Annotated in this window: 27 protein-coding genes and 1 tRNA gene; 8 read left to right on the forward strand and 20 right to left on the reverse strand. The window is 31.3% G+C overall.

Annotated features, from left to right (window positions below):
• Window positions 1-227: 227 nt before the first annotated feature.
• From ACP5GV_RS06495 to ACP5GV_RS06505, 3 genes are all read left to right on the forward strand, one after another.
• Window positions 228-962 (forward strand): nucleotidyltransferase domain-containing protein, encoded by a 735-nt coding sequence (locus ACP5GV_RS06495; protein ID WP_428069477.1) that lies wholly within the window; start codon window positions 228-230, stop codon window positions 960-962.
• A gap of 67 nt (window positions 963-1,029) precedes the next feature.
• Window positions 1,030-1,485 (forward strand): 6,7-dimethyl-8-ribityllumazine synthase, encoded by a 456-nt coding sequence (gene ribH / locus ACP5GV_RS06500; protein ID WP_428102950.1) that lies wholly within the window; start codon window positions 1,030-1,032, stop codon window positions 1,483-1,485.
• A gap of 21 nt (window positions 1,486-1,506) precedes the next feature.
• On the forward strand, window positions 1,507-2,214 hold the full coding sequence (locus ACP5GV_RS06505) for a GTP cyclohydrolase IIa (RefSeq protein WP_292319190.1): 708 nt from the start codon (window positions 1,507-1,509) through the stop codon (window positions 2,212-2,214).
• On the opposite strand, the gene ACP5GV_RS06510 is transcribed toward ACP5GV_RS06505, so the two are convergent.
• The 6 genes from ACP5GV_RS06510 to ACP5GV_RS06535 form a co-directional block, all read right to left on the reverse strand.
• Window positions 2,195-2,839, reverse strand: coding sequence for an HAD family hydrolase (locus ACP5GV_RS06510; protein WP_428102952.1), 645 nt, complete (start codon window positions 2,837-2,839; stop codon window positions 2,195-2,197). The genes ACP5GV_RS06505 and ACP5GV_RS06510 overlap by 20 nt on opposite strands.
• 52 nt (window positions 2,840-2,891) lie before the next feature.
• The gene (locus ACP5GV_RS06515) at window positions 2,892-3,998 is read right to left on the reverse strand and encodes a M42 family metallopeptidase (RefSeq protein WP_428102955.1); all 1,107 of its coding nucleotides are present in this window, start codon (window positions 3,996-3,998) and stop codon (window positions 2,892-2,894) included.
• A gap of 61 nt (window positions 3,999-4,059) precedes the next feature.
• Window positions 4,060-4,908, reverse strand: coding sequence for a molybdenum cofactor guanylyltransferase (mobA, locus tag ACP5GV_RS06520; RefSeq protein WP_428102957.1), 849 nt, complete (start codon window positions 4,906-4,908; stop codon window positions 4,060-4,062).
• A gap of 72 nt (window positions 4,909-4,980) precedes the next feature.
• Window positions 4,981-5,772: a phosphopantothenate/pantothenate synthetase gene (locus ACP5GV_RS06525; protein WP_428102959.1), complete on the reverse strand. Its 792-nt coding sequence runs from the start codon at window positions 5,770-5,772 to the stop codon at window positions 4,981-4,983.
• The gene (locus tag ACP5GV_RS06530; RefSeq protein ID WP_428090403.1) at window positions 5,760-6,608 is read right to left on the reverse strand and encodes a pantoate kinase; all 849 of its coding nucleotides are present in this window, start codon (window positions 6,606-6,608) and stop codon (window positions 5,760-5,762) included. Before ACP5GV_RS06530 ends, ACP5GV_RS06525 begins: the two co-directional genes overlap by 13 nt.
• Window positions 6,609-6,618: 10 nt before the next feature.
• A complete protein-coding gene (locus ACP5GV_RS06535) occupies window positions 6,619-7,470 on the reverse strand; it encodes a hypothetical protein (protein ID WP_428090400.1) in 852 nt (283 codons plus the stop codon).
• Window positions 7,471-7,590: 120 nt separating this feature from the next.
• On the opposite strand from ACP5GV_RS06535, the gene ACP5GV_RS06540 reads away from it, so the two are divergent.
• Entirely contained in the window at window positions 7,591-8,160 is a 570-nt protein-coding gene (locus ACP5GV_RS06540) for a hypothetical protein (RefSeq protein WP_428069463.1), read from the forward strand.
• A gap of 74 nt (window positions 8,161-8,234) precedes the next feature.
• Here the strand turns inward: ACP5GV_RS06540 and ACP5GV_RS06545 are convergent, their stop codons facing one another.
• From ACP5GV_RS06545 to ACP5GV_RS06565, 5 genes are all read right to left on the reverse strand, one after another.
• Complete coding sequence (locus ACP5GV_RS06545; RefSeq protein WP_428069461.1) at window positions 8,235-8,708, reverse strand: NUDIX hydrolase; 474 nt, start codon at window positions 8,706-8,708, stop codon at window positions 8,235-8,237.
• 21 nt (window positions 8,709-8,729) lie between these two features.
• A tRNA-Trp gene (locus ACP5GV_RS06550) sits at window positions 8,730-8,830 on the reverse strand.
• Window positions 8,831-8,884: 54 nt separating this feature from the next.
• Window positions 8,885-10,816, reverse strand: coding sequence for a Glu-tRNA(Gln) amidotransferase subunit GatE (gatE, locus tag ACP5GV_RS06555; protein ID WP_428069459.1), 1,932 nt, complete (start codon window positions 10,814-10,816; stop codon window positions 8,885-8,887).
• A complete protein-coding gene (gene gatD, locus ACP5GV_RS06560) occupies window positions 10,809-12,182 on the reverse strand; it encodes a Glu-tRNA(Gln) amidotransferase subunit GatD (protein ID WP_428102962.1) in 1,374 nt (457 codons plus the stop codon). The genes gatE and gatD overlap by 8 nt, the downstream gene beginning before the upstream one ends.
• 17 nt (window positions 12,183-12,199) lie before the next feature.
• Window positions 12,200-12,352 carry a 30S ribosomal protein S30e gene (locus ACP5GV_RS06565; protein WP_292319180.1) on the reverse strand — a complete coding sequence of 51 codons (153 nt, stop codon included), beginning with the start codon at window positions 12,350-12,352 and terminating at the stop codon, window positions 12,200-12,202.
• A gap of 272 nt (window positions 12,353-12,624) precedes the next feature.
• On the opposite strand from ACP5GV_RS06565, the gene ACP5GV_RS06570 reads away from it, so the two are divergent.
• The 4 genes from ACP5GV_RS06570 to ilvA all read left to right on the forward strand — a co-directional run bounded on the left by ACP5GV_RS06570 (window position 12,625) and on the right by ilvA (window position 16,348).
• Window positions 12,625-13,866 carry a C/D box methylation guide ribonucleoprotein complex aNOP56 subunit gene (locus ACP5GV_RS06570; protein WP_428069457.1) on the forward strand — a complete coding sequence of 414 codons (1,242 nt, stop codon included), beginning with the start codon at window positions 12,625-12,627 and terminating at the stop codon, window positions 13,864-13,866.
• A gap of 5 nt (window positions 13,867-13,871) precedes the next feature.
• Window positions 13,872-14,564 (forward strand): fibrillarin-like rRNA/tRNA 2'-O-methyltransferase, encoded by a 693-nt coding sequence (locus ACP5GV_RS06575; protein ID WP_428069455.1) that lies wholly within the window; start codon window positions 13,872-13,874, stop codon window positions 14,562-14,564.
• Between the two features lie 8 nt (window positions 14,565-14,572).
• On the forward strand, window positions 14,573-14,995 hold the full coding sequence (locus ACP5GV_RS06580) for a DUF61 family protein (RefSeq protein ID WP_428069453.1): 423 nt from the start codon (window positions 14,573-14,575) through the stop codon (window positions 14,993-14,995).
• Window positions 14,996-15,118: 123 nt separating this feature from the next.
• Window positions 15,119-16,348 (forward strand): threonine ammonia-lyase, encoded by a 1,230-nt coding sequence (gene ilvA / locus ACP5GV_RS06585; RefSeq protein WP_428090391.1) that lies wholly within the window; start codon window positions 15,119-15,121, stop codon window positions 16,346-16,348.
• Here ilvA and ACP5GV_RS06590 read toward each other — a convergent pair.
• The 9 genes from ACP5GV_RS06590 to ACP5GV_RS06630 all read right to left on the reverse strand — a co-directional run.
• The gene (locus tag ACP5GV_RS06590; RefSeq protein WP_428102964.1) at window positions 16,345-17,109 is read right to left on the reverse strand and encodes a hypothetical protein; all 765 of its coding nucleotides are present in this window, start codon (window positions 17,107-17,109) and stop codon (window positions 16,345-16,347) included. The genes ilvA and ACP5GV_RS06590 overlap by 4 nt on opposite strands.
• Window positions 17,110-17,151: 42 nt before the next feature.
• Window positions 17,152-18,108 (reverse strand): 2-oxoacid:ferredoxin oxidoreductase subunit beta, encoded by a 957-nt coding sequence (locus tag ACP5GV_RS06595; RefSeq protein WP_428069448.1) that lies wholly within the window; start codon window positions 18,106-18,108, stop codon window positions 17,152-17,154.
• The gene (locus ACP5GV_RS06600) at window positions 18,098-20,020 is read right to left on the reverse strand and encodes a 2-oxoacid:ferredoxin oxidoreductase subunit alpha (RefSeq protein ID WP_292319173.1); all 1,923 of its coding nucleotides are present in this window, start codon (window positions 20,018-20,020) and stop codon (window positions 18,098-18,100) included. The genes ACP5GV_RS06595 and ACP5GV_RS06600 overlap by 11 nt, the downstream gene beginning before the upstream one ends.
• 111 nt (window positions 20,021-20,131) lie before the next feature.
• Window positions 20,132-21,037, reverse strand: coding sequence for an electron transfer flavoprotein subunit alpha/FixB family protein (locus ACP5GV_RS06605; RefSeq protein WP_428069446.1), 906 nt, complete (start codon window positions 21,035-21,037; stop codon window positions 20,132-20,134).
• Window positions 21,038-21,047: 10 nt separating this feature from the next.
• Window positions 21,048-21,848 (reverse strand): electron transfer flavoprotein subunit beta/FixA family protein, encoded by an 801-nt coding sequence (locus tag ACP5GV_RS06610; RefSeq protein WP_428069444.1) that lies wholly within the window; start codon window positions 21,846-21,848, stop codon window positions 21,048-21,050.
• Window positions 21,849-21,939: 91 nt separating this feature from the next.
• Complete coding sequence (locus ACP5GV_RS06615; RefSeq protein ID WP_292319170.1) at window positions 21,940-22,245, reverse strand: DUF424 domain-containing protein; 306 nt, start codon at window positions 22,243-22,245, stop codon at window positions 21,940-21,942.
• A gap of 10 nt (window positions 22,246-22,255) precedes the next feature.
• A complete protein-coding gene (locus ACP5GV_RS06620) occupies window positions 22,256-23,188 on the reverse strand; it encodes a 2-oxoacid:ferredoxin oxidoreductase subunit beta (RefSeq protein WP_292319169.1) in 933 nt (310 codons plus the stop codon).
• A complete protein-coding gene (locus ACP5GV_RS06625) occupies window positions 23,178-25,115 on the reverse strand; it encodes a 2-oxoacid:ferredoxin oxidoreductase subunit alpha (RefSeq protein WP_292319168.1) in 1,938 nt (645 codons plus the stop codon). The genes ACP5GV_RS06620 and ACP5GV_RS06625 overlap by 11 nt, the downstream gene beginning before the upstream one ends.
• A gap of 176 nt (window positions 25,116-25,291) precedes the next feature.
• Window positions 25,292-25,428 (reverse strand): hypothetical protein (locus ACP5GV_RS06630; RefSeq protein ID WP_428069487.1); only part of this gene is annotated, 137 nt, incomplete at its 5' end.

A 25,428-nucleotide genomic window follows, 5' to 3' on the forward strand; every position in this document is an offset into this window, starting at 1 on the left:
TATCCCGTGACCCTGGTGAAGCCCAAGGGCTGAGAATTAAATACAAATTTATGAAAATTCAATGAAGCCCAAACCCCAATCATAGCAATAAAAATCTTTTTAAATGTTAAAATTTCTTTAATTATTAGATGTAAGATGATGGCAGTATTGAAAATAAATGAAATCATAAATAATATTTATTTAAAACTGAACAAGGCAATTTTAATTTATACTTAAAGGTGTAAATTATGGTTAATAATTTTGGCTATATTGACAATGATTTAGAAAATGCTGGGCAAGAAATAATTTATGATGATACAAGATGGAAAATATATAAAAATAAAAGAAAGAGAGCTCTAAATATAATTTCTTCTTTGCAAGGTATAAGTAATTCTATTGTAGTTATTGGTAGTGTTGCTAGAGGCGATGTTAAGGAATCAAGTGATATAGATGTTATGATATTAGATTTAATACAACCTTATAAATTAGAGTATATTTTAGAAAAAAACGGTTATAGCATTTTTAAAAAAGAAATAATTCAAGCCACGCCAAATTATGCACCAAAGGCGTATGTTTATTTGGATAGTAATTTTAAAGAAGTTATAAGTTTTCCGTTAGCAAAATTAAATTCAAATGAAATAGAATTTTATTATTGGGGAGGGCAAATAAATAAAGATGATATTTTAAAAGATAAAAGAGTTCCCGGCGTAAATAAGAGCTTAAAATTAATAATTCCTACAGAAAGAGGCCATTTAGAATATCATATATTTGATAGAGAGTCAGAGGTATCAAGAATATTAAACGTTAAGATAGAAACAGTAATGGAAAGAGAAAGAGTTTTATCAAGGAGAAAAGAATTAGGAAGAACAGGGGTTTTTTTAAAATATGAAGTACCATATAATGAACCTCTTGATGAAAGCATTAAATTTTTGATAAAACGCAACCAATTTTTTAGAAAAAGATTAATGGCTTATGATTATTGATTTTATTAACATTTATTATTATAGTATTTATAAGTGACTATTTATAAAAAATATTGTGGTGAAATAGTTGAGCGTTAAAATAGGATTAGTTGTATCAGAATTTAACTATGATATTACAAAAATCATGGAAGAAAAGGCTCTAAGCCATGCAAAATTTTTGAATGCAGAAGTGCCAATAGTTTTTAAAGTTCCTGGAGTCTTCGACTCTCCATTTGCTGTATCAAAGTTATTAAAACTTGAATACATTGATGCTGTTGTTGTATTAGGTGCAGTAATTCAAGGAGAAACAAAACATGATGAACTGGTTGCAAATCAAGCAGCTAGAGTTTTATTGGATTTAAGCCAGAAATATGATAAGCCAGTTGCATTAGGTATAATTGGACCTGGAGCATCTAGAATGCAAGCTATGGAGAGGGCGGAAGAATATTCTAGAAGAGCAGTAGAAGCAGCTATTAAGCTTTCATTAAGATCTATAAAATTAAGCTCATTAAAATATGAAGGAAAATTTTTAAACATAGAGTAAAAGTATTATAGGGAATAAAAGATGATAAGAATATCTGTAATTGAACAAATAGGTTATAGAGAATGGACTGAAACTATAGGCACAGATAGAGAGTGGAAAATTCAGGAAACACAAGCAAAGATTTATCAAGAAACACAAAGAATAGCGACAAAGTTTGGAGGATTTGTATTACCATTAAGATATGATTATATGATCATAGTATCAAGCAATTTAACTGAAGATAATGAAAAAGATATATTGGAAGTTACATCATCGTTATCTCCAGTTGCTGTTAGGCTATCAAGTGATTTAGGAAATACGCCATTGGAGTCTGAAACTAATGCTTGGTCTCATATAGCTAAGGTTGAACCAGGTAAAGTAGGTCATTTTGGATCAGGTAAAGAATATGTTATTGTTAGCCATATAGATCTAAATGGGTTAACTCCAATAACTCAAAAAATAGGTACCTTCAGAACCTATACAAAAATAATACAAATATTGGAAAAGATTAATTATATTGCTCAGGAAAATGGAGGATTAGCTCAATATTTGGGAGGCGATAATATATTAGTTCTTTTACCAAATAAGAACTATGAAGATTTAGTTTCAAAGATGATTTCTATTGATGATTTAAAAGCAGGTATTGCGTTAGCAAGTAAAGCAAGGGATGCTATGAAATTAGCTGCAGAAGCTCTGCATGAAATTAGATCAACGAGAAACTCAAAAATAATTATGAAATCAATTCTTTAAACAACAAATTTGAGATATCACATAATGAATGTATTTTGATCGCATCTGCATAATCTTGGTTTATGAGGAATATTTTATCTAGTCCTGCTTTCTTATATGCTATTATATCATATATACTATCTCCTAGTCCTATTATTTCTTCTTTTTTTAATCCTAATTTTTCAATAGCTAAAATTATTGGTTCTGGATCAGGTTTAACGTTTTTTACATCATCACTGCTTATAAGGAGATCATACTTTATATTTAGGGCTTCTAATACAGCCCTTGCATCATTTTTCATGCTTGATGTTACTATTGCAAATTTTAATTTATATTTACTTATTAGACTTAAAAAATTTTCAAGACATTTATCAGGTTTAATAGACCTAGCTAGTTGCTGATATTCTTGACTTTTTAGTGAAAGTATATGTTTAATCATGTTACTATCTAACTTTATGTTTAATTCTTTTGTATATTTTATTAAAAAATCTAAATCCTTTAATCCCCAAAATTTTTCTAGGTTGTTAATTTTTAAATCAACTTTTACTCCAAATTTTTCGGCAGTTTTTTTCCAAGCTTCAAAATGTAAATTTTTTGTATCTGCAAGAGTTCCATCAAGATCGCTTATAATTCCTTTAATTTTCATTAGTTATCACCCATTATTTAAGTATTTAGTGAATTTATATTTTTATTTATGATTATTTTATTTTTTGATTAATTAAATTTAATATTGTTTTTTCATTCATTTCTTTTGCGACTTTTGTTGCTAAGATAGAAGTATTTTCTAAATCGTTGAGGGAAACAACTTCAACTGGAGAATGTATATATCTTGCAGGTATAGAAATGGCAATTGACGGAACTCCTTCTTTATTAAGATTCATTGCTGAAGCATCAGTTGTTCCCCCAGTTAATACTTCAAGTTGATACGGTACATTGTATTTATTAGCAACATTTGTAACAAAATCCACTAATTTTTTATTCGCTATTAGACCTGTGCCTTTTTGTCCATCAATTAACTTTATCGCAGGTCCTTGATTTAATTTACATACCCAACTACCTTCTGGTATTGAAGGGACATCGCTAGCTATGGTCACGTCTAAAGCAATAGCTATATCTGGTTCAACTCTAAATGCTGAAACCTTTGCTCCTTTTAGGCCAACTTCTTCTTGAACCGTTGCAACAGCATATATATTAACTTCATTATTATCAATGTTTTTAAATGCTTGAATCATAGCTGCTAAACCAGCTCTATCATCTAATGATTTCCCAGTAACAATATCTCCATTACCAATCCTTTCTAGTTCTCTATCGAATGATACTATGCTTCCTATATCTATACCATTTTTTAAAACTTCATCTTTACTAAAAAATCCTATATCAATATATAAATCTGAAAAATCAGGAACTTGCTTAGCTTCTTCTGGTTTCATGATATGAGGAGGCTTTAAACCTATAACACCTTTTATAATTTTATTGTCTTTTGTAATGATTTTTACTTTTTGCCCTAATAAAGTTCTTTCTGTTATCCCTCCAACTGGAGCAAATTTCAAAAATCCTCTTTCATCTATGTAACTTATCATTAATCCTATTTCATCCATATGAGCTGCTATCATCAGCTTTTTTGAAGATTTAGATCCTTTTTTGACTGCTATGACATTTCCTAGCGAATCTACTTCTAGGCTGTCAGCATAATTTTCAAGTTCGTCTATAACCATGCCTCTTATATTATCCTCATAACCAGAAATTCCCACATCATATGTAAGTTTCTTTAATATCTCAAATATTTCATCCTTGGCCGATTTCATTATATATCCCCATTTAATTGTGAATAGTTTTAAAAATAAGCTTTCTTATTTCATAATTATATTAAATTTCTTTTGGATTCCTACCTATTTTTTTCCTGAGCCAATTTATTCTTTTTTGAATTAATTCAGATTTGTTTATTATAAATGCATCAATTAAGGTAGAAAGCTCTAAAGAATATAGTTTATTTTTTTTATATATTTTCGATTCTGTTATAAAATTTTTAAGGGCTTCATTAATATTTCCGTTTTTAAAATTTTTAATTGCCTCAATAAAATTTTCGTATGATTTAAGGTGAATTATTTTCCTAGGCAATCCTTTTGAATTTAAATTTAAATCATGCTTGGTATCTACATCATAAAAAACTTTAGGGTTATTGATAAGATGATACGATCCTATAAGTAATGACTCGTTTCCCCTAATAAAGTTACTCGGTCTAGACGCTAAAATAGAATAATCATTGCATAGCTCAATAATTTTTTTAGAGTACTTCTTGGGTACAGACATAAATAATGGAGAAACAATGCCAGTATAAATTATAGGTGACACTAAGAGTTCGGTTCTCATAGAGTATTCTATTAGGTTGTTTAATGCAATACTATTAATCCATGGTATGTCTCCAGGCATTATTAAATAATAATTTGATTCTATTTTTTCTAAAGCAGTAGCAATACCTCTAGCTGAACCCTTGCAGTTTAAAGACTGGTCATCAAAAATAAACTTAACATTATCTAGGTCTTTTATTTTCTCATATTCAAGTTCATTTGTTACAATAAAAATATTTTCAGTAATCTTTTTTGATTCACTAATAGGATAACTTATTATAGGTTTGTTATTATATAAATATATTAGTTTATCTTCAGCGAACCTTGTTGATTTGCCGCCGGCTAAAATAATTGCTGCAATTTCCATCTTTTTCACAATTAATATGTAAAAATAAAAAATATAATCTTGTTTCTAATTTTCTAATAAAGCTAAAATAAATTAAAAATTGATTAACATACCTTTATCATAAGCATCTTTTAAATTTACAAGCATTTTATTAAACGCTTTTGATAATATAGACTTATTATCATAGCTCTCAGTTATTTTTAGTAGATCACATTTACCTAATTGCATAAGTTCATCCGATATTTTTATCATGTTTTTTGTAGCTCTTTCAGCCTCGTCTACAATTGTTATGTGGGCTGATTGAGCTGTTCTGCTAAATGGATTTAGATCAATTGCCGCTACTTTTTTGCCTAGATTTCTAAGTGCTTGAGTTCTATCTCCATCTTCTATGGCTAATAAAACAAAATCAGCTTTATAAATTCCATCTTCACATACTATTCCTCTCGGCCCTTCTAGGTTTGATAGTTTTACTTTTTTGCATTCGCTACCCATAACATGTCTTGCACCTAAATCTTTAAGATAGCTCTCGATTTTCCTTATTCTTTCTTCGGATCTATGGAATAAATTTACCTCTATTGGAATATTAAGACTATTTGATAGTTTTACCACATCTTCTCCTGCCAATGCAGCGTAATTGCCATTTACTGATATTATTGGAAAATTTGATATCAACAAATATGCCACACTAACTTTTTCAGCTTCTAACGCAAAATCATGAGATTTTTCTCCCAAGATATAATCAAAGGCTTCCCCTCTACCTTGGGCAACGAGTCCATGTGCGACTACAATACCTTTGTTAAAAAACTCTACTAGCTTTTCTCTTGTAACCAAAGACTTATATCTCGGGTGAGTTTTAGGTATTTCATCTATATTCATGTTATCCATGCCTCCGGTCCATGAGATGAAGGTTTCAAAATTCTTAAATTTAAGTTTTTATCTCTAAGATATTTTAGTGCGTCCTCTATTTTATTGCTTTCTATTAACAAAACAATCATCATTTTTTTCATATAATAACTTATTAATCCTGGGGTTTTTATGACCTCATCTCCTTTGTTAAGTAACTTAATTTTTCCGACATTATCAGTAAATCTTTTTATTTCATAGGAAAACGTCTCGAATGAAAAATCTTCTAAGATTTTATCTAAAACTTTTTGTGATTCTGTTTGGATGGTTTTATCATAACTTATTAAAAGATCTTTTGTATTCATTGCGCCAAATTCTACTGTAACAATGGATACGTCTTTTGGAAAGGAAATACAATCTACTTCGCCTATTCCTGGAGCACCTTCCTTTTTTCTTAAAACAATTCCAATTCCACATGAAATAGCCAATACATCTCCTAGACCTGTAGAGTTTTCAACCTCAATATTATGGGCATCTTGTAATGCCTTCATATAGCTAGTTTTACCGTAAAGGAAACTAATTAGTTCAGTTGCTATTGTTGAAGAAGCGCTGCTTGCATAGCCAATTTTTATAGGAAGAGGCATATTTAAGATATATTTTTCGTCAATATTAAATCTATTAAATACGTTTTTAGCAGTTATTGGGATTTCTTCTGCTTCTTTATTTTCGTTATAGGCTATTTCTGAACCGACACATAACTTTAATCTAGGTTCAACACTTATACCTACTCCTATAGAGCCCGATGTTAAAGGGTTATTATTTATTTTTGGTATAAAAACTGCTGTTATGTGATATGGTACGGATGAACAAAAAACCATTAAATACACCTTAATAAAGTGCTCCTCTCTCTTCTTTTATTTGCTCTTTGATCTTTTTTCTTAGTTCTTTGCTTTCAAACGGTATTTCGTCGATTATATTATCTGATATATTTATTGCCCCTTTCCTTTTTAACGATATTATGGCTTTATAGGTTATGTACGAAACGAGTTCATCGGAATCTTCTTCTAATGTGGCTTTTGTAATTATTTTAGTGATATTATACAATGATCTTAATTCGTTTAAATTAGAAAATACTGCTATTTCTCCATCTCCTTTTTTAAGGCTTGATAATAAATTATCAAAATCCTCATATCTCATCCTGATAATTAAATTTCCATTTAGATAATCCGCAGTTGACCCTTCCTGAGGATAATTGTATGAAAGATCATTGCTAATATCGTTATCATTATCTAGGATATTAATTTCTGGGTAGATCATAGCCAAATCACCTCTATATATTTCCATGATAACTTCTTTTACATCTTTATTGATTTCTTTTGTAATACTTTTAATTAAGTTATGAACCATAAATAGATTTTCCTCGTCATTGCTTATAAGTTCTTTTTCCTCATCATTATCCTGTGTTAATTCGATATCATATTCGCTATTTATTTCATTTATTTTTTGATATAAATTATTTATATAGTACATTAGTTCCTTTGATGCAGCGTCAGATGATTTGTAGGTCAAAAAACCCACAACTAATGCTGCTATTATTGGTAAATATATTGGGCCTTTCAAAGCTATAGCTAAGCTTAATCCTACTGCATACGTTATCAGAGCTAGCGTAACTGATAAAACTAGCTTAAAGCCCTTATAGCTTAGTAGACCCGTAAGCCTCAACCTCTCCTTTTTTCTCATTAATTTTACAAGTTATAAATATTAATCAATTTTTCCAATTAAAGAATTGCAATGCGATTTTTGAATTAAGTTATTAAAAGCATAATACGCTCTGCGATATTTATGGTATTGGGAGAAAAAATGCCAAGAATTGACAACAATTATTATGCTATAGACATATCCGAAATAGCAAAACTAGAATATAATGAAATGAAAGAATTTATAAATTGGGTTGTTTACAATGAAGGTTTTTTAATAACTCAACCATCTATAGTAATTATTGATTTAAATAAAAAAATTAGATATACCCTTGGCATAGGTTCTGTAGTTGTTAATTCAGAAGTTGTTGATTCTGAGCCGCCCATACAATACTATAAAATTGCTGGTTCAGAATGGATAGATGCTTGTAAAATTAATCGTAATAAGAAGAAGGTAATTTATGTTAATCAAGAATATATTATTAAAAAAGGAACAGCTATATCATTAGAAAGCAAAGGGATATTTCTATTATTAAATGGTATGAATGGAGAAGTTAAAATTTCAAATAAAGAGGAAAAATACGGTATACAATTAATTATATTAAAAGATTTAAATAATAGATATAATTTGTTGTCATTAGACAAAGATGCTTACTATGTATATACAGACTATTATGGACTAGGAAAGATAGTTCATTATGTAGCAGAAATATATTCTTATTGTTCTGAATGATCACTTACAAAGTATTGAAATATTTAAGACCATAGAAGTTACAACCTTCTTTGTAGATAGCTATGTATAATATTTTAGTATGGTGATGAAGTTATAACTGGAATTGGCATATTTAAATTTATTTTGTTAGATAAAATTTTTTTAATTAATCCTTTTGTAGTGATAGATATATCATCCAGCGATTCAGCTTGTCTTATATTAAAGAATTTTGCATCCATAGCATCACTTCCTGCAACTGGTGTTTTCCCGTTGTCTTTCATTAAAATTGTTACTAATATATAATGAAATAGAACTTCGTTTAATGAATTTCTTGTTATAATTTCATCAACATTAACAACACCTAAAGGCTCTGTATCTATACCAGTTTCTTCAAGAAATTCTCTTTTTGCAGCATCTAATAATCTTTCTCCTAGTTCCACATGACCCCCAGGAATTGCCCATTTTCCTTTTTCTGGACTATTAAATCTTTTTATAAGTAATATTTCAGAACCTCTAATTAATAATGTTCCAACGCCTACCAACGGATTATTAGGGAATGTCCTACCCATGCTTTAACACCTTATAAAATGTGGTGGGCCCGAGGGGACTCGAACCCCCGACCTACGGGTCTGGAGCCTCGACCCAGCATCTATGCTGGTCCGCCGCTCTATCCTAGCTGAGCTACGGGCCCTTCTAATTGTAATCTAAATATACAGAGTTTAAAATATGTTTTTCCTTTTAATAATTATTTTTTTGAATTATTTAAAATATTATCTACTTTAGATTTTAAGAGTTCAGATACTGTTTTCCCATCAATTTTACCTCTTAATTTTTCCATAGCCCTTCCCATTAAAATACTCATAGATCTCTCACCTTTAGTTAATATCAAATCTTTGTTTGAATTTACAATCTCATCAATTATTTTTTTGGCCTCTTCAATACTAATTGTTTTTATTCCCATCTCATTTACAATCTCATCAATATTTTTATCTTGTTGTTTTGTTGCCCTCTCAATAATCTCTTCCACAGCCTCTTTGGCAATTTTTCCTTCAGCTAATAATTTTACGATGCTTTCTATTTTGTTTTCATCTAGCAGGTCGACATCAATACCTTTAGACCTAAGCCCTTTGAATATACTTACAAATAATGAAGCGATAAATGATGGTTGAACCCTGTTGCCGTATTTATTAATTAATTCTTCTATAAAACCTAAATTTATATCATTAATCACTTTTTCTGCAAGCTCTTGACTGAATTTATATTTCTCTATAAGCATTTTCAGCTTTTTCTCTACAGGTTCGGGTTTAAGTTTTTCAGCCTCCTTTATTATATCATAATTAATGTAAAGAGGTTTTATATCTGTTTCAGGATACATTCTTTCTTTTCCAGGTCTTGGTCTTAGATATTTCGTTGTACCATCTTCATTGGCTCCTCTAGTTTCTTCAGGAACTCCATCAAATGCTACTTTAATTCGATCTATTATTGTGTTAATTGCTTTTATGCATTTTGTTTCTTCATCTGCAATTATTATAAATGCATCAGATTCGCGATTGGCCTTTAATAAATCATACGCTTTTTCGACTTCTTGCTCAGTTATTCCATAGTTTGGTAACTCATCACTATGGAATAATCCTTCTATACCAGCGTAGAATCTTGCGTAATCTGCAAGCTCTGTTCCAAATCTTCTATTAGGCATGAGCTCAAATCCAATCAGACCTTTCATTTTTTCTAGCTTTATCCCTAAAACTTTTCCACCAGATTCTATTTTGTTCTTTATTATTTTACTTTTCGTGCTAATAAATATATTTGTTAAGTCTACAATATTTATATTATCAAAATTATTTTTAGTTAGTTCTCTCTTAGTTAGTTCATCTTTTAATTTTAAAAGATTTAGTTGCCTAAGAGCCTCATAGCTAATTATTTTTTCTATTAGATCTAATTTTTGTACACCTTTTATTTCAGTTTTTGCACCTCCAATAATGCTTACATTTAAATCCTGCCTAATAGTTCCTAATCCTCTTTTTACTTTTCCTGTAAGTCTTAATAATCTGCCTATAGCTAAAGCTACTTCTCTTGCTTCTTGGGGATCATGAATATCTGGAGAAGTTGATATTTCTATTAGAGGTATACCTAATCTATCTAATCTATATGTTATTTCTTTTCCGCTTTCTTTTATTTTTCTTGCCGCATCTTCTTCTACAGCTATAGTTTCTATTCCATATTTTTTCCCTTTTACTCCTAAAAACCCGTTTAATGCAACTATTGCTGTTCTCTGAAATCCAGAGGTATTGCTGCCATCTATGACTATTTTTCTCATAGTATGGACTTCTCCAACCAAGTTGGAATTTAGTGCAAGCGCAATAGATGATGCAATTATTACTGCCTCTTTGTTAATTTCGTGAGGAGGTTCTTCATCGGATTCAACAAGACAATAATGATTTTGTGGAGCTTCGTATCTATATGCTCTATTTTTTCTCCACTCAAATAACGCAGCGATGTCAACTTCTCCGGTTTCACTTCTTGTTGGTCTCAATCTTCTTATAAATTCTTCTCCAGGCTCATCAGTAAGTTCTGTAGGACAATTACAGAATAATTTACTTTTAGTGTTTAATTGTTGGTGTATTTCTAAACCAACTTTTAATCCCAATTTATTATAATCAATATTTATTTCATCCATGATACCACCTTGGGTATAATTTTAGTTCATGCCTAGGGTTGATCTCTCCTGCTAAATTCGTTAGCATTAGTCTTCTCACTTCATCTTTATCTCTTGTTCTTGATAAAACCCAGGAAAGCTTTACATAAGCTGTTTCAGCTAACATATCTTCCCCAGGTATTACACCAGCTTGTAACATTTTTCTCCCTGTACTATAAACACTTAAGTTAACCCTACCAAATATCGTTTGACTTGTAATTACAACAGGGATGTCAGATTCATATGCTCTCTCTAAGGAATAAATTAATCTGTTGCTAATATGGCCAAAGCCCGTACCTTCTATGACTATGCCATGATATTTATTGTCTATTAAAAAATCAATTACATCGCTATTCATACCAGGATAATATTTTAATAGAGCGACTTTTTCATCAAATCCAAATTCTGGATTATTAAAAGGGCTCTTTTCCTTATAGTTTTTATTTAGTATTTCTAGCTTGCCATCAAATGGATAAATTCGAGCTAATGGAATATCATTTATTGATTGAAACGCATCTCTTCTACTTGTGTGCATTTTTCTCACCTTTGTGGCTCTATGCGCTAAGGCATAGGAATCAGAAGTTTCTCCATGCATCACAACGCTGACCTCTCCAAAAGGTGCTTTAGATGCAACAATTGCAGAAGATATTATATTAAAAGAAGAATCGCTACTTGGTCTGTCACTGCTCCTCTGCGAACCTGTAAAAACTATAGGACCTTTAAGACCTTTATGAAATGTAAATGCAACAGCAGATGCGGTATATGCCATTGTATCTGTACCATGGGCTACTATTATTCCATCGTATTCGTCAAATTTTTTAAAAATGTTATATGTTATTGTTTCCCAGTATTTTGGATTCATATCTTCGCTAAATATTGATAAAATTTCCTCAGCATCAATGCTTGTGTAGTTTAAGACTTCAGGAACAGCAGCTATTAATTCATTAGGGTCTAGATATGGTTTCACTGCACCGGTTTCATAATCAACCCTGCTTGCTATTGTTCCTCCTGTTCCTAATATAAGTACCCTTTTTTCTTCAGGTGGTACAATCTCATTTTCCATGAGCTTTACTGGCTCTCCTGGATGAGATGTTAAATGACCTCTTTCTAAAAGTTTTACTTCTGTATCCTCTTTTATTTTTACTCCGACGTTATATCCATTATCTAATTTTATAACTATTATATCCTCTTTAGAAAATTCGTTTTTAGGCATAAGAGTACCTTTGTAATGAGATTCATTATCATCTATAGATATAACATCTCCAGGAATAGCGTTGGCGGATTTTAGCTTATCAGCAACTACTCCATAATATCCATAATAAAACTCATTTTTTTTCAATTTAAGCACCAAAAATAAATTTTAATTTAGCTTCTTGCTTTTTCTGCTTTTTCTACTCTTTTAATGTATTCCTTTCTATTTTTAATTCTAGGAGACAAATTTTTCTTTCCTTTAGGTTCAATTTTTGGGGTTGCTTTTCTTACTTTACCTGCCTTTGTCATAGATCCATGTGTAGGCATTTTTTCACCCAGTTTATTGTTTATTGAAAAATTTAAAAGCTTTAGGTATATTATTTTATATAGAATTGAAAATGCTTTCTCATTGATTAGATGTAATTTAAAAATTTCAATTAATTGCATAGTTAAGTATGCAAAAACAATGATAAAACCTTTCTCTTTATCAGAAAATCTATTTTTAAAGTTTATTAAAAATTTCAATGTGGTTGTTAGTTATGAATTTATTAGGATGAATAAGTAATCAATAATAGTGAAGTAAGCAGGGGTATGAAGGGTTGAGAATTTATATCGTCGACACGATTAACGGTAGCTATGGATTAGACGATAAAGGAGACGTTGTTTTATATGAACTTATTCCAAAAAATTATGATGAAGCAATAGATGAAATTACTAAAATATATAAGAATGAAGTATCTCAAACTTTTTTAAAATTATTAGGCAAGTTGAAAGAAAAAAATCCTGATGAAGTAGTTGTTGAATCAGAGTCAGAAGCCAAAGTAATTAATCAAAATGGATTAAAAGCTGTATTAGATCCTGCAAATCCCATAAGTATTAACTTTAGGAAGGACTTAAGTAAAAAAGCTGTTAAATATGAATTTACAAAGGATGAAACTGAATTTTATGGATGGTATTTTAATATAATTTATGAATTTACAAGAAGAATGCTAAGAGGTGCTGCTCAAAAGCGTGATTTATTAGTAGCGCAAGCAATAAGAGCTATAGATGATTTAGATAAAAGCGTTAATCTTTATGCAACTAGACTTAGGGAATGGTACAGCGTACATTTTCCCGAGTTAAATGATTTAGTTGAAGACCATGAACTATATGCAATGCTAGTTTCAGAGTTAGGTTCTAGGAATAATTTTACCAAAGAAAAACTTGTTGAATTGGGAGTAAGTGAAAATAAAAGCAAAAAAATTGAAGAATCTGCAAAGAAAAGTATAGGTGCTGACGTCTCTGATAAAGACCTTGAGGCTATGTTAACTCTTGCAAAAATAACAAATCAAATGTATAATTTAAGAAAGGATTTAGATTTATATGCAACAAGTGTCATGAAAGAGGTTGCCCCAAATGTAACAGAGCTTGTTGGTCCATTATTAGGAGCCAGATTAATAAGTATAGCCGGAGGCTTAGAAAGACTAGCTACAATGCCAGCCAGTACCATACAAGTCTTGGGTGCGGAAAAAGCGTTATTCAGGGCATTAAAAACTGGAGGTAGACCACCTAAACATGGGATAATATTCCAGTATCCTGAAATTTATAAAAGTCCTAAATGGCAAAGGGGTAAAATTGCAAGAGCTTTAGCAGCCAAAATAGCTATAGCAGCTAAGGTAGATGCATTTAGTGGAAGATTTATAGGAGATAAACTTAAAGAAGAACTTGAAAAAAGAATAGAAGAAATTAAGAAAATATATGCATCTCCTCCAAAAAAGAAAGAAACGCCTAAACAATCATTTCAAAAATCGTCTAATAAAGGTAGGAAATCTAAATTCAAGCATGGAAGAAATTGGAGGTGATATAAATGGAAATTAAAGAACATGAAAATTGGAAAAACGTATATATAGTGGAGCAGGAAGATGGAACATATAAGCTAGCAACAAAAAATTTAGTAAAAGGACAAAGAGTTTATGGAGAAAAACTCTATCAATATAATGGAGTAGAATATAGAGAATGGAATGCTTATAGGAGCAAATTAGCAGCTGCCCTTCTAAAAGGCTTAGAAGAATTACCTATTAAAGAAAAAGATAAGATTTTGTATTTGGGAATAGCAAGCGGCACAACAGCAAGTCACATGAGCGATATAATTGGTAATGAAGGAGTAATCTTTGGCATAGAATTTTCACCAAGAGTTATTAGAGATCTACTTTTAATAGTTAACGATAGAAGAAATATTTTCCCTATACTTGCTGACGCAAGATTCCCTGAAAATTATCGCCACATGATAGAAACAGTAAATGGTCTATATGCTGATGTTGCGCAGCCAGAGCAAGCTCAAATAGTCGTAAGAAATGCAAAATTTTTCTTAAATGAAGGAGGATATTTGCTATTAGCAGTAAAATCGAGAAGCATTGATGTAACTAAAGAACCTACAGAAATATATAAAATGGAAACTCAAGAGTTGGAAAAAGGTGGGTTTGAAATAAAAGATATAATTCATCTAGATCCATTTGATAAAGATCATGCTATGATATATGGTATTTATCATAGGGTGTAATTCTAGCTTTGGAACACGATGATAAATCTATTAAGACTATTCAAAAAAAGATCTTAGAAAATATAAGTGAATCTCAAAAATTATGGCCGAAAGAGCAAATAAACTTAAATGAGGTTTTTAATGGAAAAACTAATATTTTATTAGCAAGTAATGAGCTCCACGAATTTGATAACGAGGAAATAAAAGAAGTCCTTCAAATAGTACCACAATATTTTTGGAAGTTTATTAAGCTTCCATTACTTTTTAGATATAATAAAGATTCTGAAGGAAGGTCTTGGTATAATGTTCTAGGAGACTTGTGGCAAAGAAGGTTTGTTGAAATTTTACTAACGGGCCAATATAGCTTAGATGGTATTGAAGAATTAGATGTTGAAATGTTTTTAAAAATTTTAAAAAAATATAAGAGTCTAATTTTTGTATCTATTGCTTAAAAAAGTATTACTATTTTTATTAATGAAAAAATATAATAAATTATAAAATAAACTATAATACCACTTGTTATTTTATGATAACGTTAAATATTTAAAAATTGAATATAATACTAGGTGAAATTTATGGACGTTTCAGAACAAGTATATCAGGATTCGATAAAAGCATTAGATATATTAAAGGATGTAATCCATATAACACCTTTAGATTATAGTAGAACATTTTCAGAATTATCGAAAGGTAAGATATTTTTAAAATTAGAAAATTTGCAAAAAACAGGATCATTTAAGATTAGGGGTGCGTACTATAAGATATGGTCATTAGGAGATGAAAAGTTTAAAGGAGTTATTGCAGCAAGTGCTGGAAACCATGCTCAAGGCGTTGCCCTAGCCGCAACGCTACAAAAAACAAAATCAATCATTGTGATGCCTGAAACTGCACCTATAGCAAAAATAAATGCAACAAAAGGATATGGAGCTGAAGTTATTTTATATGGAAAGAATTTTGATGACGCTATGTCTAAGGCAGTTGAATTAAGCAAGGAAAAAGGATATAATTTAATTCACGCATATGATGATCTTAAAATTATATCGGGCCAAGGTACAATATCTCATGAAATACTACAGCAAATGCCAGTAAAACCAGATATAGTTGTTATACCAATAGGTGGAGGTGGATTAATTTCTGGAAACGCCATTGTATTAAAGAAAAGACTTGGAAATAAAGTAAAGGTTATAGGTGTTGAACCAAGTTATGTTGCTAAATATTCTAGAGGCTTAAAGGAAGGAAAGCCAATCAATATAAAAGAAGCTCCACCAGGATTAATGGATGGGCTTATAGTTAAAGGTTCTGGAAACTATACCTTTGAATTTATAAAAGAATATGTTGATGACATAGTTAAAGTTAATGATTCTGAGGTTGCGAGATCTATGTTTTTGCTATTAGAGAGAGCTAAAACTTTAGCTGAAGGTGCAGGGGCTGCATCTCTTGCTGCTGTGTTAGAAAATAAAATAGATGTTGAAAATAAAAATGTTGTAGTTCTAATAAGTGGTGGAAACGTTGATATAACAAGGATATCTAATATTTTGAACTATGAATTAGCTAAAAGTGGTAGAATAATAAAACTAACCGGTATAATACCTGATTTACCAGGTTGGCTAGATAAGGTATTAGAAAAATTAGCCGCTGCTAAATTGAATGTTATAGATATTAGGCATGACAGGATCACTCCTTTGATTGACCCTGGAACAGCACTAATTGAAGTATTAGTAGAGACTCCAGAACCAAGTGTTATAGATGAAGTTATTAGTGATCTTAATTCTATAGGTCTTAAATTTTCAAAGGCTTTACCTTAAAAATCTTTTTTGGATCTTTCTAGAATCTCCCAATATAATTTATCATTATATATATTTTCTTGTTCTTCTTTTATTTTTTCTAGTAATCCTTTACCTCTTTTTTGGACAAACGCAGATACTTCTTTTACATCGATATCATTAAATATTAGTGGTCTCTTTGGTAATCCTATTCTTCCTATACTTCCTTTTGATAATAGCCATAGACCTACTATTGTTGGATCAGAATATTTTACTATATCATTTGAATCTATGTTCCCCGATTTGGACCAATAAAGCTCTCTTACAAAACTTACTGAAAGAGCTCTTCTAATTTTGTCCCTATATTCTTGGAGCAATTTATCTTTATTTTCTATTAATTCGTTTTTTAAATCATTTATATTAACATTAGAGTGGCCATATCTTATCGATGCTTTTATAAAGGAATCGTTTATTAGTAACGATAAGTCTTTATGTAAAATAGCTATAGATGAAGCATATGAGCTATGCAATATGCTCATCATAAAGGATTCTACTGGATTTTCTATAATGATATCTTTATTTTCTATTATATTAATTACTTCATCATCAGATATAGGATCTGTCCCTACAGGTTCATTATCTTTTACTAACCATGGTACACTCCAAACAAATCTATTTTCTAATGGCTTTAATAAATTATAGATTTCAACTTTATCTAAGTATCCTTTATTGTATAAATTTACTATAAGTTCATGGCTTGTCGCGCAAGTTGGATGAAAATAAATTTTTATCACGCCATTCATTTTAATTGCACCAAAATAAAATAATATGGAAAAAATAAAAGTTTATCTTTTATTTTTAACTTTAACTATATAATTGCTAAATGCTATTCTAAAATCTTCAATTCCAATTATTGGAGATCCATCTTCTTTTGCGATATTTTGTTTTGATGGAGAGATCTCAGAGTATAGAGGGTTCAGTTTGGAGAGTCTATCTTCAAATGTTTCAACAAAAGGATTGACATAGAAAATTCCAACAGGAATTTTTTCTCCCCATTCTTGAGATTTTATGTAAGCTTTAGATAGCTTTTCTTCGATTTCCTCTTTTGTTCCTTTTTTAACAAATGGATCCCATGTTTTATCTGAGTCTAGTTTGTAGAGCTTGTCTTTATAAACGTCTGGTGTATATAAATCATTATATGTTGGGCATGGTTGTAATATATCTAATAAAGCAGCTCCTCTATGCTTAATTGCAGCCTTCATAAGTTCTTTTAGATCATCAATCCAAAGTGCGTAGCCTCTTGCCACAAAAGTAAATCCACTTGCAAGTGCTATTGAGATTGGGTTTACCCAGTCTTGCATGTTTGGAACTGGCATAGCCTTTACTTTTTCACCTTTCTTTAATGTCGGTGAAGCCTGACCCTTTGTTAATCCGTATACTTGATTATCATGTAAAAATACCTTTATGTTTAAGTTTCTTCTACCAAAAGCAACAAAATGTCCGGCTCCTATTCCTAATAAATCGCCATCTCCAGCATTTACTATAACTGTTAAATCAGGATTTGCGATCTTAATTCCTTCAGCAAATGGTATCCCTCTTCCATGTAATCCGTGAACTCCATTAGCATATAAGAAATGAGATGTTTTTCCGCTGCAGCCTATTCCGCTTACGTCAACTATCTTTTCTGGCGGTAAGTCCAATTCAGCTAATGCTTTTTGCATTGCTAATAATATACCAAAGTTACCACATGCAGGGCACCAATCTACCCAAACATCAGTCTTGTATTTTGCTTCACTCGCCATATGTTAACACCTCCCTATCAGATTTATTATTTAAAATATTCTTCACTGCGTTTACTAATTCCATTCTATAAATTGGACGTCCCGTATATTTCAAAATAAATTTATTGATTATATATCCTGTATTTGTTGTTATAGTTTGTGCAGCTTGTCCCATTATATTATGTTCTACGTCGATTACTCTGTTATTATCGAACTTATCTAATATTCCTTTGACGTATTTTGATGGGAATGGTATAAACATTTTCAGGTGAAGATATGCTCCATTTAAACCCTGGGCTTTTAATTCTTCTATTGCATCTAATGCTACACCTTTAACAAATCCCCAGCCTATCAATAAGAAGTCAGCATTTTCATCACCATAGTAAATGGCTCTCTTCTCAATCGGAATCTCCTTATCGGCTATTTCTAGTTTTTTCATTCTTTTTTCATACATTGCTCTTCTGTTATTTGGATCTTCACTTATATGCCCATATTCGTTGTGTTCATCTCCAGTATGCCACATTACAACTCCGCTACCAAGTGCTGGTCTCTCATTTATTGGTGATGATAAATCATATCTTTTATAGGCTCCTTTAACTTTGGGATTAAATGTAAGCATCCCTCTATCAATCTTTATCTGGTTAAAATCAGGTAATGGGGTAGTCGATATGACGTTTGCTAAGAATTTATCTAAAAGATGGATTACTGGTAATTGATATCTTTCTGCAAAGTTAAAAGCATCTATAGAATCATAAAAAGCTTCCATATTATCTCCGCTTGCTATAACTATCCTAGGAAATTCTCCGTGGCTTGAATAGAGAGAAAACAGGAGATCACTTTGGCTTCCTCTAGTTGGGAGACCTGTGCTAGGTCCTCCTCTTTGATAATACGTTATTACTAATGGAACTTCATTATGTCCAGCCCAACCCAATCCCTCTACCATTAAACTATAACCTGGACCGCTTGTTGCTGTCGCACTTCTAGCCCCAGTTAAAGCTGAACCTATAGCAGAAGTAATAGCAGCTATCTCATCCTCAGTCTGAAATACTGCGATTGATGATATTGGTTTCCCATTAACACTTATCGCTTGATGTGCTTCTAAAAACACGGATTCATCGGCTGCTGGAGTTATTGGATAATAAGATTGATACCTAACTCCTCCTACGATTTTTCCCATTCCAACTATGTCATTTCCACTTGATACTATAAATTCGTCCATATTTATTGAGGAATGATCTAATTTTAGTTGGCTACCGAATTGCTTTTGTATTGTTTCTTTTACAAAATCTGCTATATATTTATTTGCATCTATAATTTTCTGCTTTCCTTTAAATCTTTGCTCAATTCCTGTTGCTATGGATTGAGAATCAATATCAGTCAAACCTGCTACAGCGCCAATTAATATGCTGCTTTTATATTTTTGTGCCTCAACAGAATTAATTGAGAATTTGTCTCTTAATGTATTTAAGATACCTCTGTAATCTAATTTTATTGGCGTTATTTTTGTATTTTTCTCTACATAATTCACAAGGCTTTTTATATCTTGGTTTATGTTATTTTTGTTAAGGAATTCCATTATTCTTTCATAAACTTCTTTTTCCATGCTAATTACTTGTTGAATTTTTGTGTTCTCTGTTCCTGAATCATATATAATAAAACCATCTTTGCTTAGGTCATTAAAATGGGTAAATACAGTTTCAGCATCCATTGCTCCTACTATATCTACCGGATAAGTTAAACTTCTGGGAATTCTTATAGATGAAACTGTTGCATGTATGTAGCTATGCCTACCCATTATGTTTGAATAATATTCTCTATCAGATATAACACCATATCCTTCTGAAGTAAATGCACTGGTTAAAACACTCGAGCTTGTCTCAAGTCCGGCTCCTTGGGGACCCCCTAGTATAAAATATATTTCTTTTCTGAGCATTGTTATCGCCTTTTCTAAATGAAAATTAATTTCAGGTATTCTTAAATTTGAATATGTATTTTTAATAATTAAATAAAAAGATATTAAAAATATTTTAATTATTAAAAAATACTAATGTCTTTCTTTTAATTTCTTAATTAATACGGGTATAAATTGATAAAGGTCTGCAACAATTCCATAATCTGCATTCTTAAATATTGGTGCAGTTTTATCATTATTAATGGCAATAACTGTTTTTGCATCAGTAATTCCAGCTAGGTGCTGAGGTGCCCCACTTATCCCAAACATTAGATATACTTTTGGAGCAACCTTCTTTCCGCTCAAACCGACCCAATGATCTTCGGTTAACCATTTTAGATCTGCTGCTATGGGCCTAGAGCACCCAATTTGAGCTCCAACAAGATCAGCTAATTCAAATGCAAGCTTAAGATCCTCTTTGTTTTTGAATCCTCTACCAACGCTCACAATAAACTCTGCTGTTTCTAAATTAACTCCTCCTTTAACTTTCTCTTTTCTTTCTTTAATTGCAATTTGCGATTTCTTTTCTATACTTAATTCTTCTATGCTTCCATTTACATTTCCTTCTGATTTTTGCGTTCTTCTAGGTAAAGCTAGAAGGAGAACTGGCATTTGTGCTTCTTCGCTCTCAACTGCTCTACCGCTTAGGAAACTTCTCTTATATGTAACTTTTGAACCTAAAACATTAAAATCGAATATGTCGGTGGCGAATGGTAGGTCATAGATTCCTGCAAGCCTTGAAAAAGCATCTTTAAGATTTTTGCTTGACATTCCTATTATTAACTTTGGGTTAAACTTATCGTATAGATTCTTAAGGGCGGTAAAAATGCTTTCAGGATCGTCTTCTTTTATTTTATAAACTTTATTAAAATATTTTGTAAGCCTTTCTGCCTCATTGGTTCCATAAGTTAAAGCAACCGGTTCTCCCACTTTTTTAGCTAAAGTTAATAGTTCAGATCCATCAGATTCCTTTTGTACAACAACAATTACTTCTACCATAATCATCACCTTAATGTTTCAACACTCCCTCTTGTTCTAATATTTCTATCAATTTATCGGCAACCTCATCTAGGGATTTTCCTTCTATCATACTTTGTTTTCTTTTAACAGCTAACACTTTTGCTTCTACTAATTTTTTCTTTTGAGTTGATACACCAGTTAGATCAGAAAGTTTCACTATTTGCTGTGGTTTCTTAGATGCCATTCTAATTTGTATTAATGTTGGAGGTTTGGGTGAGTTTATTTCTCTTGTAACACTTATTACTGCTGGCAATGATGTTTCGACAACTTCTACATAATCTTCTAAATCTCTTTCAATTACAACTTTATTTCCATTGATATCTATCTTCCTAGCAAAGCTGATATATGGCAAGTTTAGCTTTGCTGCAACTCTTCCTGCAACTTGGCCTGAGAAACCATCAATTGTTGCTTCTCCTGCTAATATTAAATCGGGTTTTATATTGAATTTATTTAAAATAGAGACAATGGCTGATGCCGTAGTGACTTGATCTCCAGGCGTTATTGAATCATCTTCTAATAATATCGCTTCATCAACCCCCTTAGCTAAGCCTTCCTGTATTGCCATTTTTATATCTTTGTCTCTTTTGCTTATTGGGCCCCAAGTTGATATCGTAAGAGAGTATATTTTACCTTTTAATACCTCTTTGAGCCTGTTTGCTTCTTCAATTGCGTTTCTATCTATATCTGAAAGTTTTAGTGGTATGTTATCGAAATCTACTCCACCGTCAGGTAAAGATCTTATCATCTCAGGATTTAACGCTGGTTTTATTAGCACAACTATATCTCCCATTGTACTCACCATTGCTTAGTTGTACAGGAGAGAAATAAAAACCAAAACATATAAAAGCTATATTATATAAACGAAATGAAAAATTAATAAGTCAATATGAAAACTTAAATACTTGTACATGTTTTACTCCATTTATTTCTAAAACGGAATCAGGATTAACGAGACCTTCTTTTATTGCTTTGTTTACTATATTGCTTCCTGTTAATATAAGTATATCAGCGGATTTCAAATAAATTAAAGCCTCTTCCTCGTTAATTAATTTATTACCATAAAAATTTGGAGATACATCAATTATGATATCTTTATCTTCAAATTTTTTGCCCATTATTTCTTTATCTGCTATTGAAATCATTATTTCTCCTGTATCTAAATTAATTATGTTAATGAAATAGCTCATCGTATTCACGTTATGTTTGTACTATTCTGTCTTTAAATTCTGTAAATGGGTGAACTATTGGCTTTGATTTGATATCAATAGGTCTTTTAGCTGGTGGATATTGCAAATATCCTGGCAATATTTTTTCTATTCTAGTTTCAAGGGGTTCAATTGATATGTTCCTATAAAATATACCCAGTGGTATCTTTTCTCCCCATTCAGTCATCTTATCTAATATTTTAGGTGCTTTCATATCAAAGTCTTCTTGTGAAGAAATATTTGGATCCCATGAAGGGTCTGCAGAAGTTAAATAATATATTCTCTTTTCATACCATTCTTTTGACATTATATCATTATATGTTGGACATGGTTGCAATATGTCTATTAAAGCTGTTCCCTTATGATTTATTGCTAATTTTATTAGATCTTTTAATTGATCAACATGATAGGCATATGCCCTTGCAATAAAAGTATATCCGCTTGCAAAGGCTAATAAAAGCGGATTAATTTGTGATTGTATATTTGGTGCATCTAATGCCTTAGTTTTTAACCATAAAGGAAGAGTGGGTGCTGCTTGACCTTTTGTTAATCCATAGACGGCATTATCGTGCAATAATATTGCAATCTGCATATTTCTTCTTCCCAATGCAACGAAGTGCCCAGCTCCAATACCTAACAAATCACCATCTCCGCTTGCAACAATTACCGTTTGCTCTGGATTAGCTAATTTTATGCCCTCTGCAACTGGTATCGGTCTTCCATGCAAAGTATGTATATTCGATGTTTTTACATAGTAAGGAATTCTACTAGAGCAACCTATTCCAGAAACTATAGATGTTTTTTCTGGCGGTAAATCCAATTCAGCTAATGCTTTTTGCATTGCTAATAATATACCAAAGTTACCACATGCAGGGCACCATTGCACCCAAGAATTCGTTTTATAATCAGACCAATTACGCGCCATCTCTTATCACCACCAAATCTTGGTTATTTTGAATTACCATTTTCAATGCATTATAGGCCTCATGTTCCATAATGGTTCTACCAGTTAATTTAATTATTTTCTTCTTTATATCGTATCCTGTGTTCATTTTAACTAACATAGCGAGCTGTGAAAGAGCGTTAGCTTCTACATCAACTACAAGTTCTGATGAATTTAAAATATTTGTAACATATTCTGATGGGAATGGAGACATCATTCTTATATGTAGGAACCTAGTTTTTATACCATCTTTCCTGAGAAGGTCCATTGCATCTAATATTGGTCCTTTCGCTGATCCCCATGAAACTATTGTTATCTTTGCATCTTGATCTCCATATAATGATACCTTTTCGCTTAAAGGTATTTCTTTTCCAGCATTTTCTATCTTTTTAGCTATTTTTAATAACATTTTTTCTCTAGTAATAGGATCTTCCGTAACCATACCATATTCGTTGTGAGTTAGACTGCTTACCCACATAAGTCTTTTTCCTAAAGGCGACCTAGGACTTATATAATCATCTGTTAGCTCATATCTTTTGTAGTCTTCATTCTTTGTTTCGGTAATATATTTTCCTCTATCAATCGGGACTAGTTGAGGATCTACATCTTCTCTATCGAAACTCATCATGCTGGAAGCAATATATTTGTCGACTAAATGAATAACTGGCGTTTGGTATTTTTCAGCCCAATTTAATGACTTCATAGCATCATAATATGCTTCTATATGATCTCCACTTGCTATAACAATTTTTGGCGTATCACCGTGACCTGCAAATACTGAATGAAGTAAATCCTGTTGTCCTTGTCTTGTTGCTTCTCCTGTACTTGGTCCTGCTCTCATCCACACTGTTATCACTACGGGTACTTCAGCCATAACAGAAAAACTGATTGCTTCATTCATTAATGATAATCCTGGACCACTTGTTGTTGTTGCTGTTCTTGCTCCTGCTAAAGCCCCTCCAATAGCCATATTTAGTGCTCCAAGTTCATCTTCGGCTTGAAATACTAATACCCCTAGCTTTTCAACTCCTAATTCTTTTGAAGCCCATTCATCTAGCTTAAAGTATCTATGTTCCCCTAGATAGAAAGCTTCATCTTGAGAAGGAGTAATTGGATAATAGGTTTCTAAAGTTAGCCCTCCTGCAAGTTTTCCCATAGCCACTATATCATTACCTGTTGCAACCATTCTACTCTTATTTTTATTGGGTCCGTCTTCTATGGGGTTACCAATACCGAAGTTTTCCTTTACATAATCATATGCTACTTTTGCTGCCATTACATTAGAATCTATTACAGATTTTTTACCATAAAAATAATAGTTAATAGATTTCTCTATTGTTTCTACATCAATTCCTAATAACGCCGCTGAAGCTGTTATGCTCATTGTATTAACGGTTTTAGCGACTGAAACGACATTTGTTTTTAATTTTTCAGCTGTCGTTTTTAAGAGATTTTTAAGAGGTAATCCTACTGTTTTTATTCCATTGTTAGAAAGATATTTTATCACTTCCGAGGCTATAGGTTCAACTCCTAATTTTTTAAGCTCATCCCCTACCCTTTCTTTAACCTCAGGCTCCATAGGGGATATTCTTTCCATAGGCGTATTTAGTATATCAATATCATAAACTACAAAACTTTTAGGCGAAACTTCATTATAATGCGTAAATATAGTTTCTGCATCTAAAGCAATTAAGCCATCTACAGGTAACTTTACGCTTCTTGGCCTATTTTTTTTAAATCTAACATTATAATAACTATGAGCACCCATTATATTACTATGATATTCTCTAATACCAAAAACATCATAGCCTTTAATCATAAAAGTTCTTACTAACATTTGGCCAGAGGACTCTATTCCACCTCCTTGAGGTCCTCCTATCATTACTGAAATATCGACTTCGTCGCTCAATTTATAGCACCTTGTATAGTATAATAAAAAGACTTTTTATATATAATCATATTATTTTATAATAACATTCCAAAAGGGTATATGTTTATTTTGGATCTAAAGTAGATAATATAAAAATAAAATGTTTTAATATTAATCAAATATTGATTTGGTTGAAAATTTATAAATTTTGTTAATTAATATTTCCTTTCTACAGGTTTCCACGTATTAATTGTTACATGCCAATACATGAATCTAAGATCATCAGTTCCATTTCTTATTACTATGGTATGCTTTAACCAATTTTCATCGTCTCTCTTAGGATAGTCGGTCC

It is taken from the genome of Caldisphaera sp. (assembly GCF_049974385.1).
Classification (GTDB): domain Archaea; phylum Thermoproteota; class Thermoprotei_A; order Sulfolobales; family Acidilobaceae; genus Caldisphaera.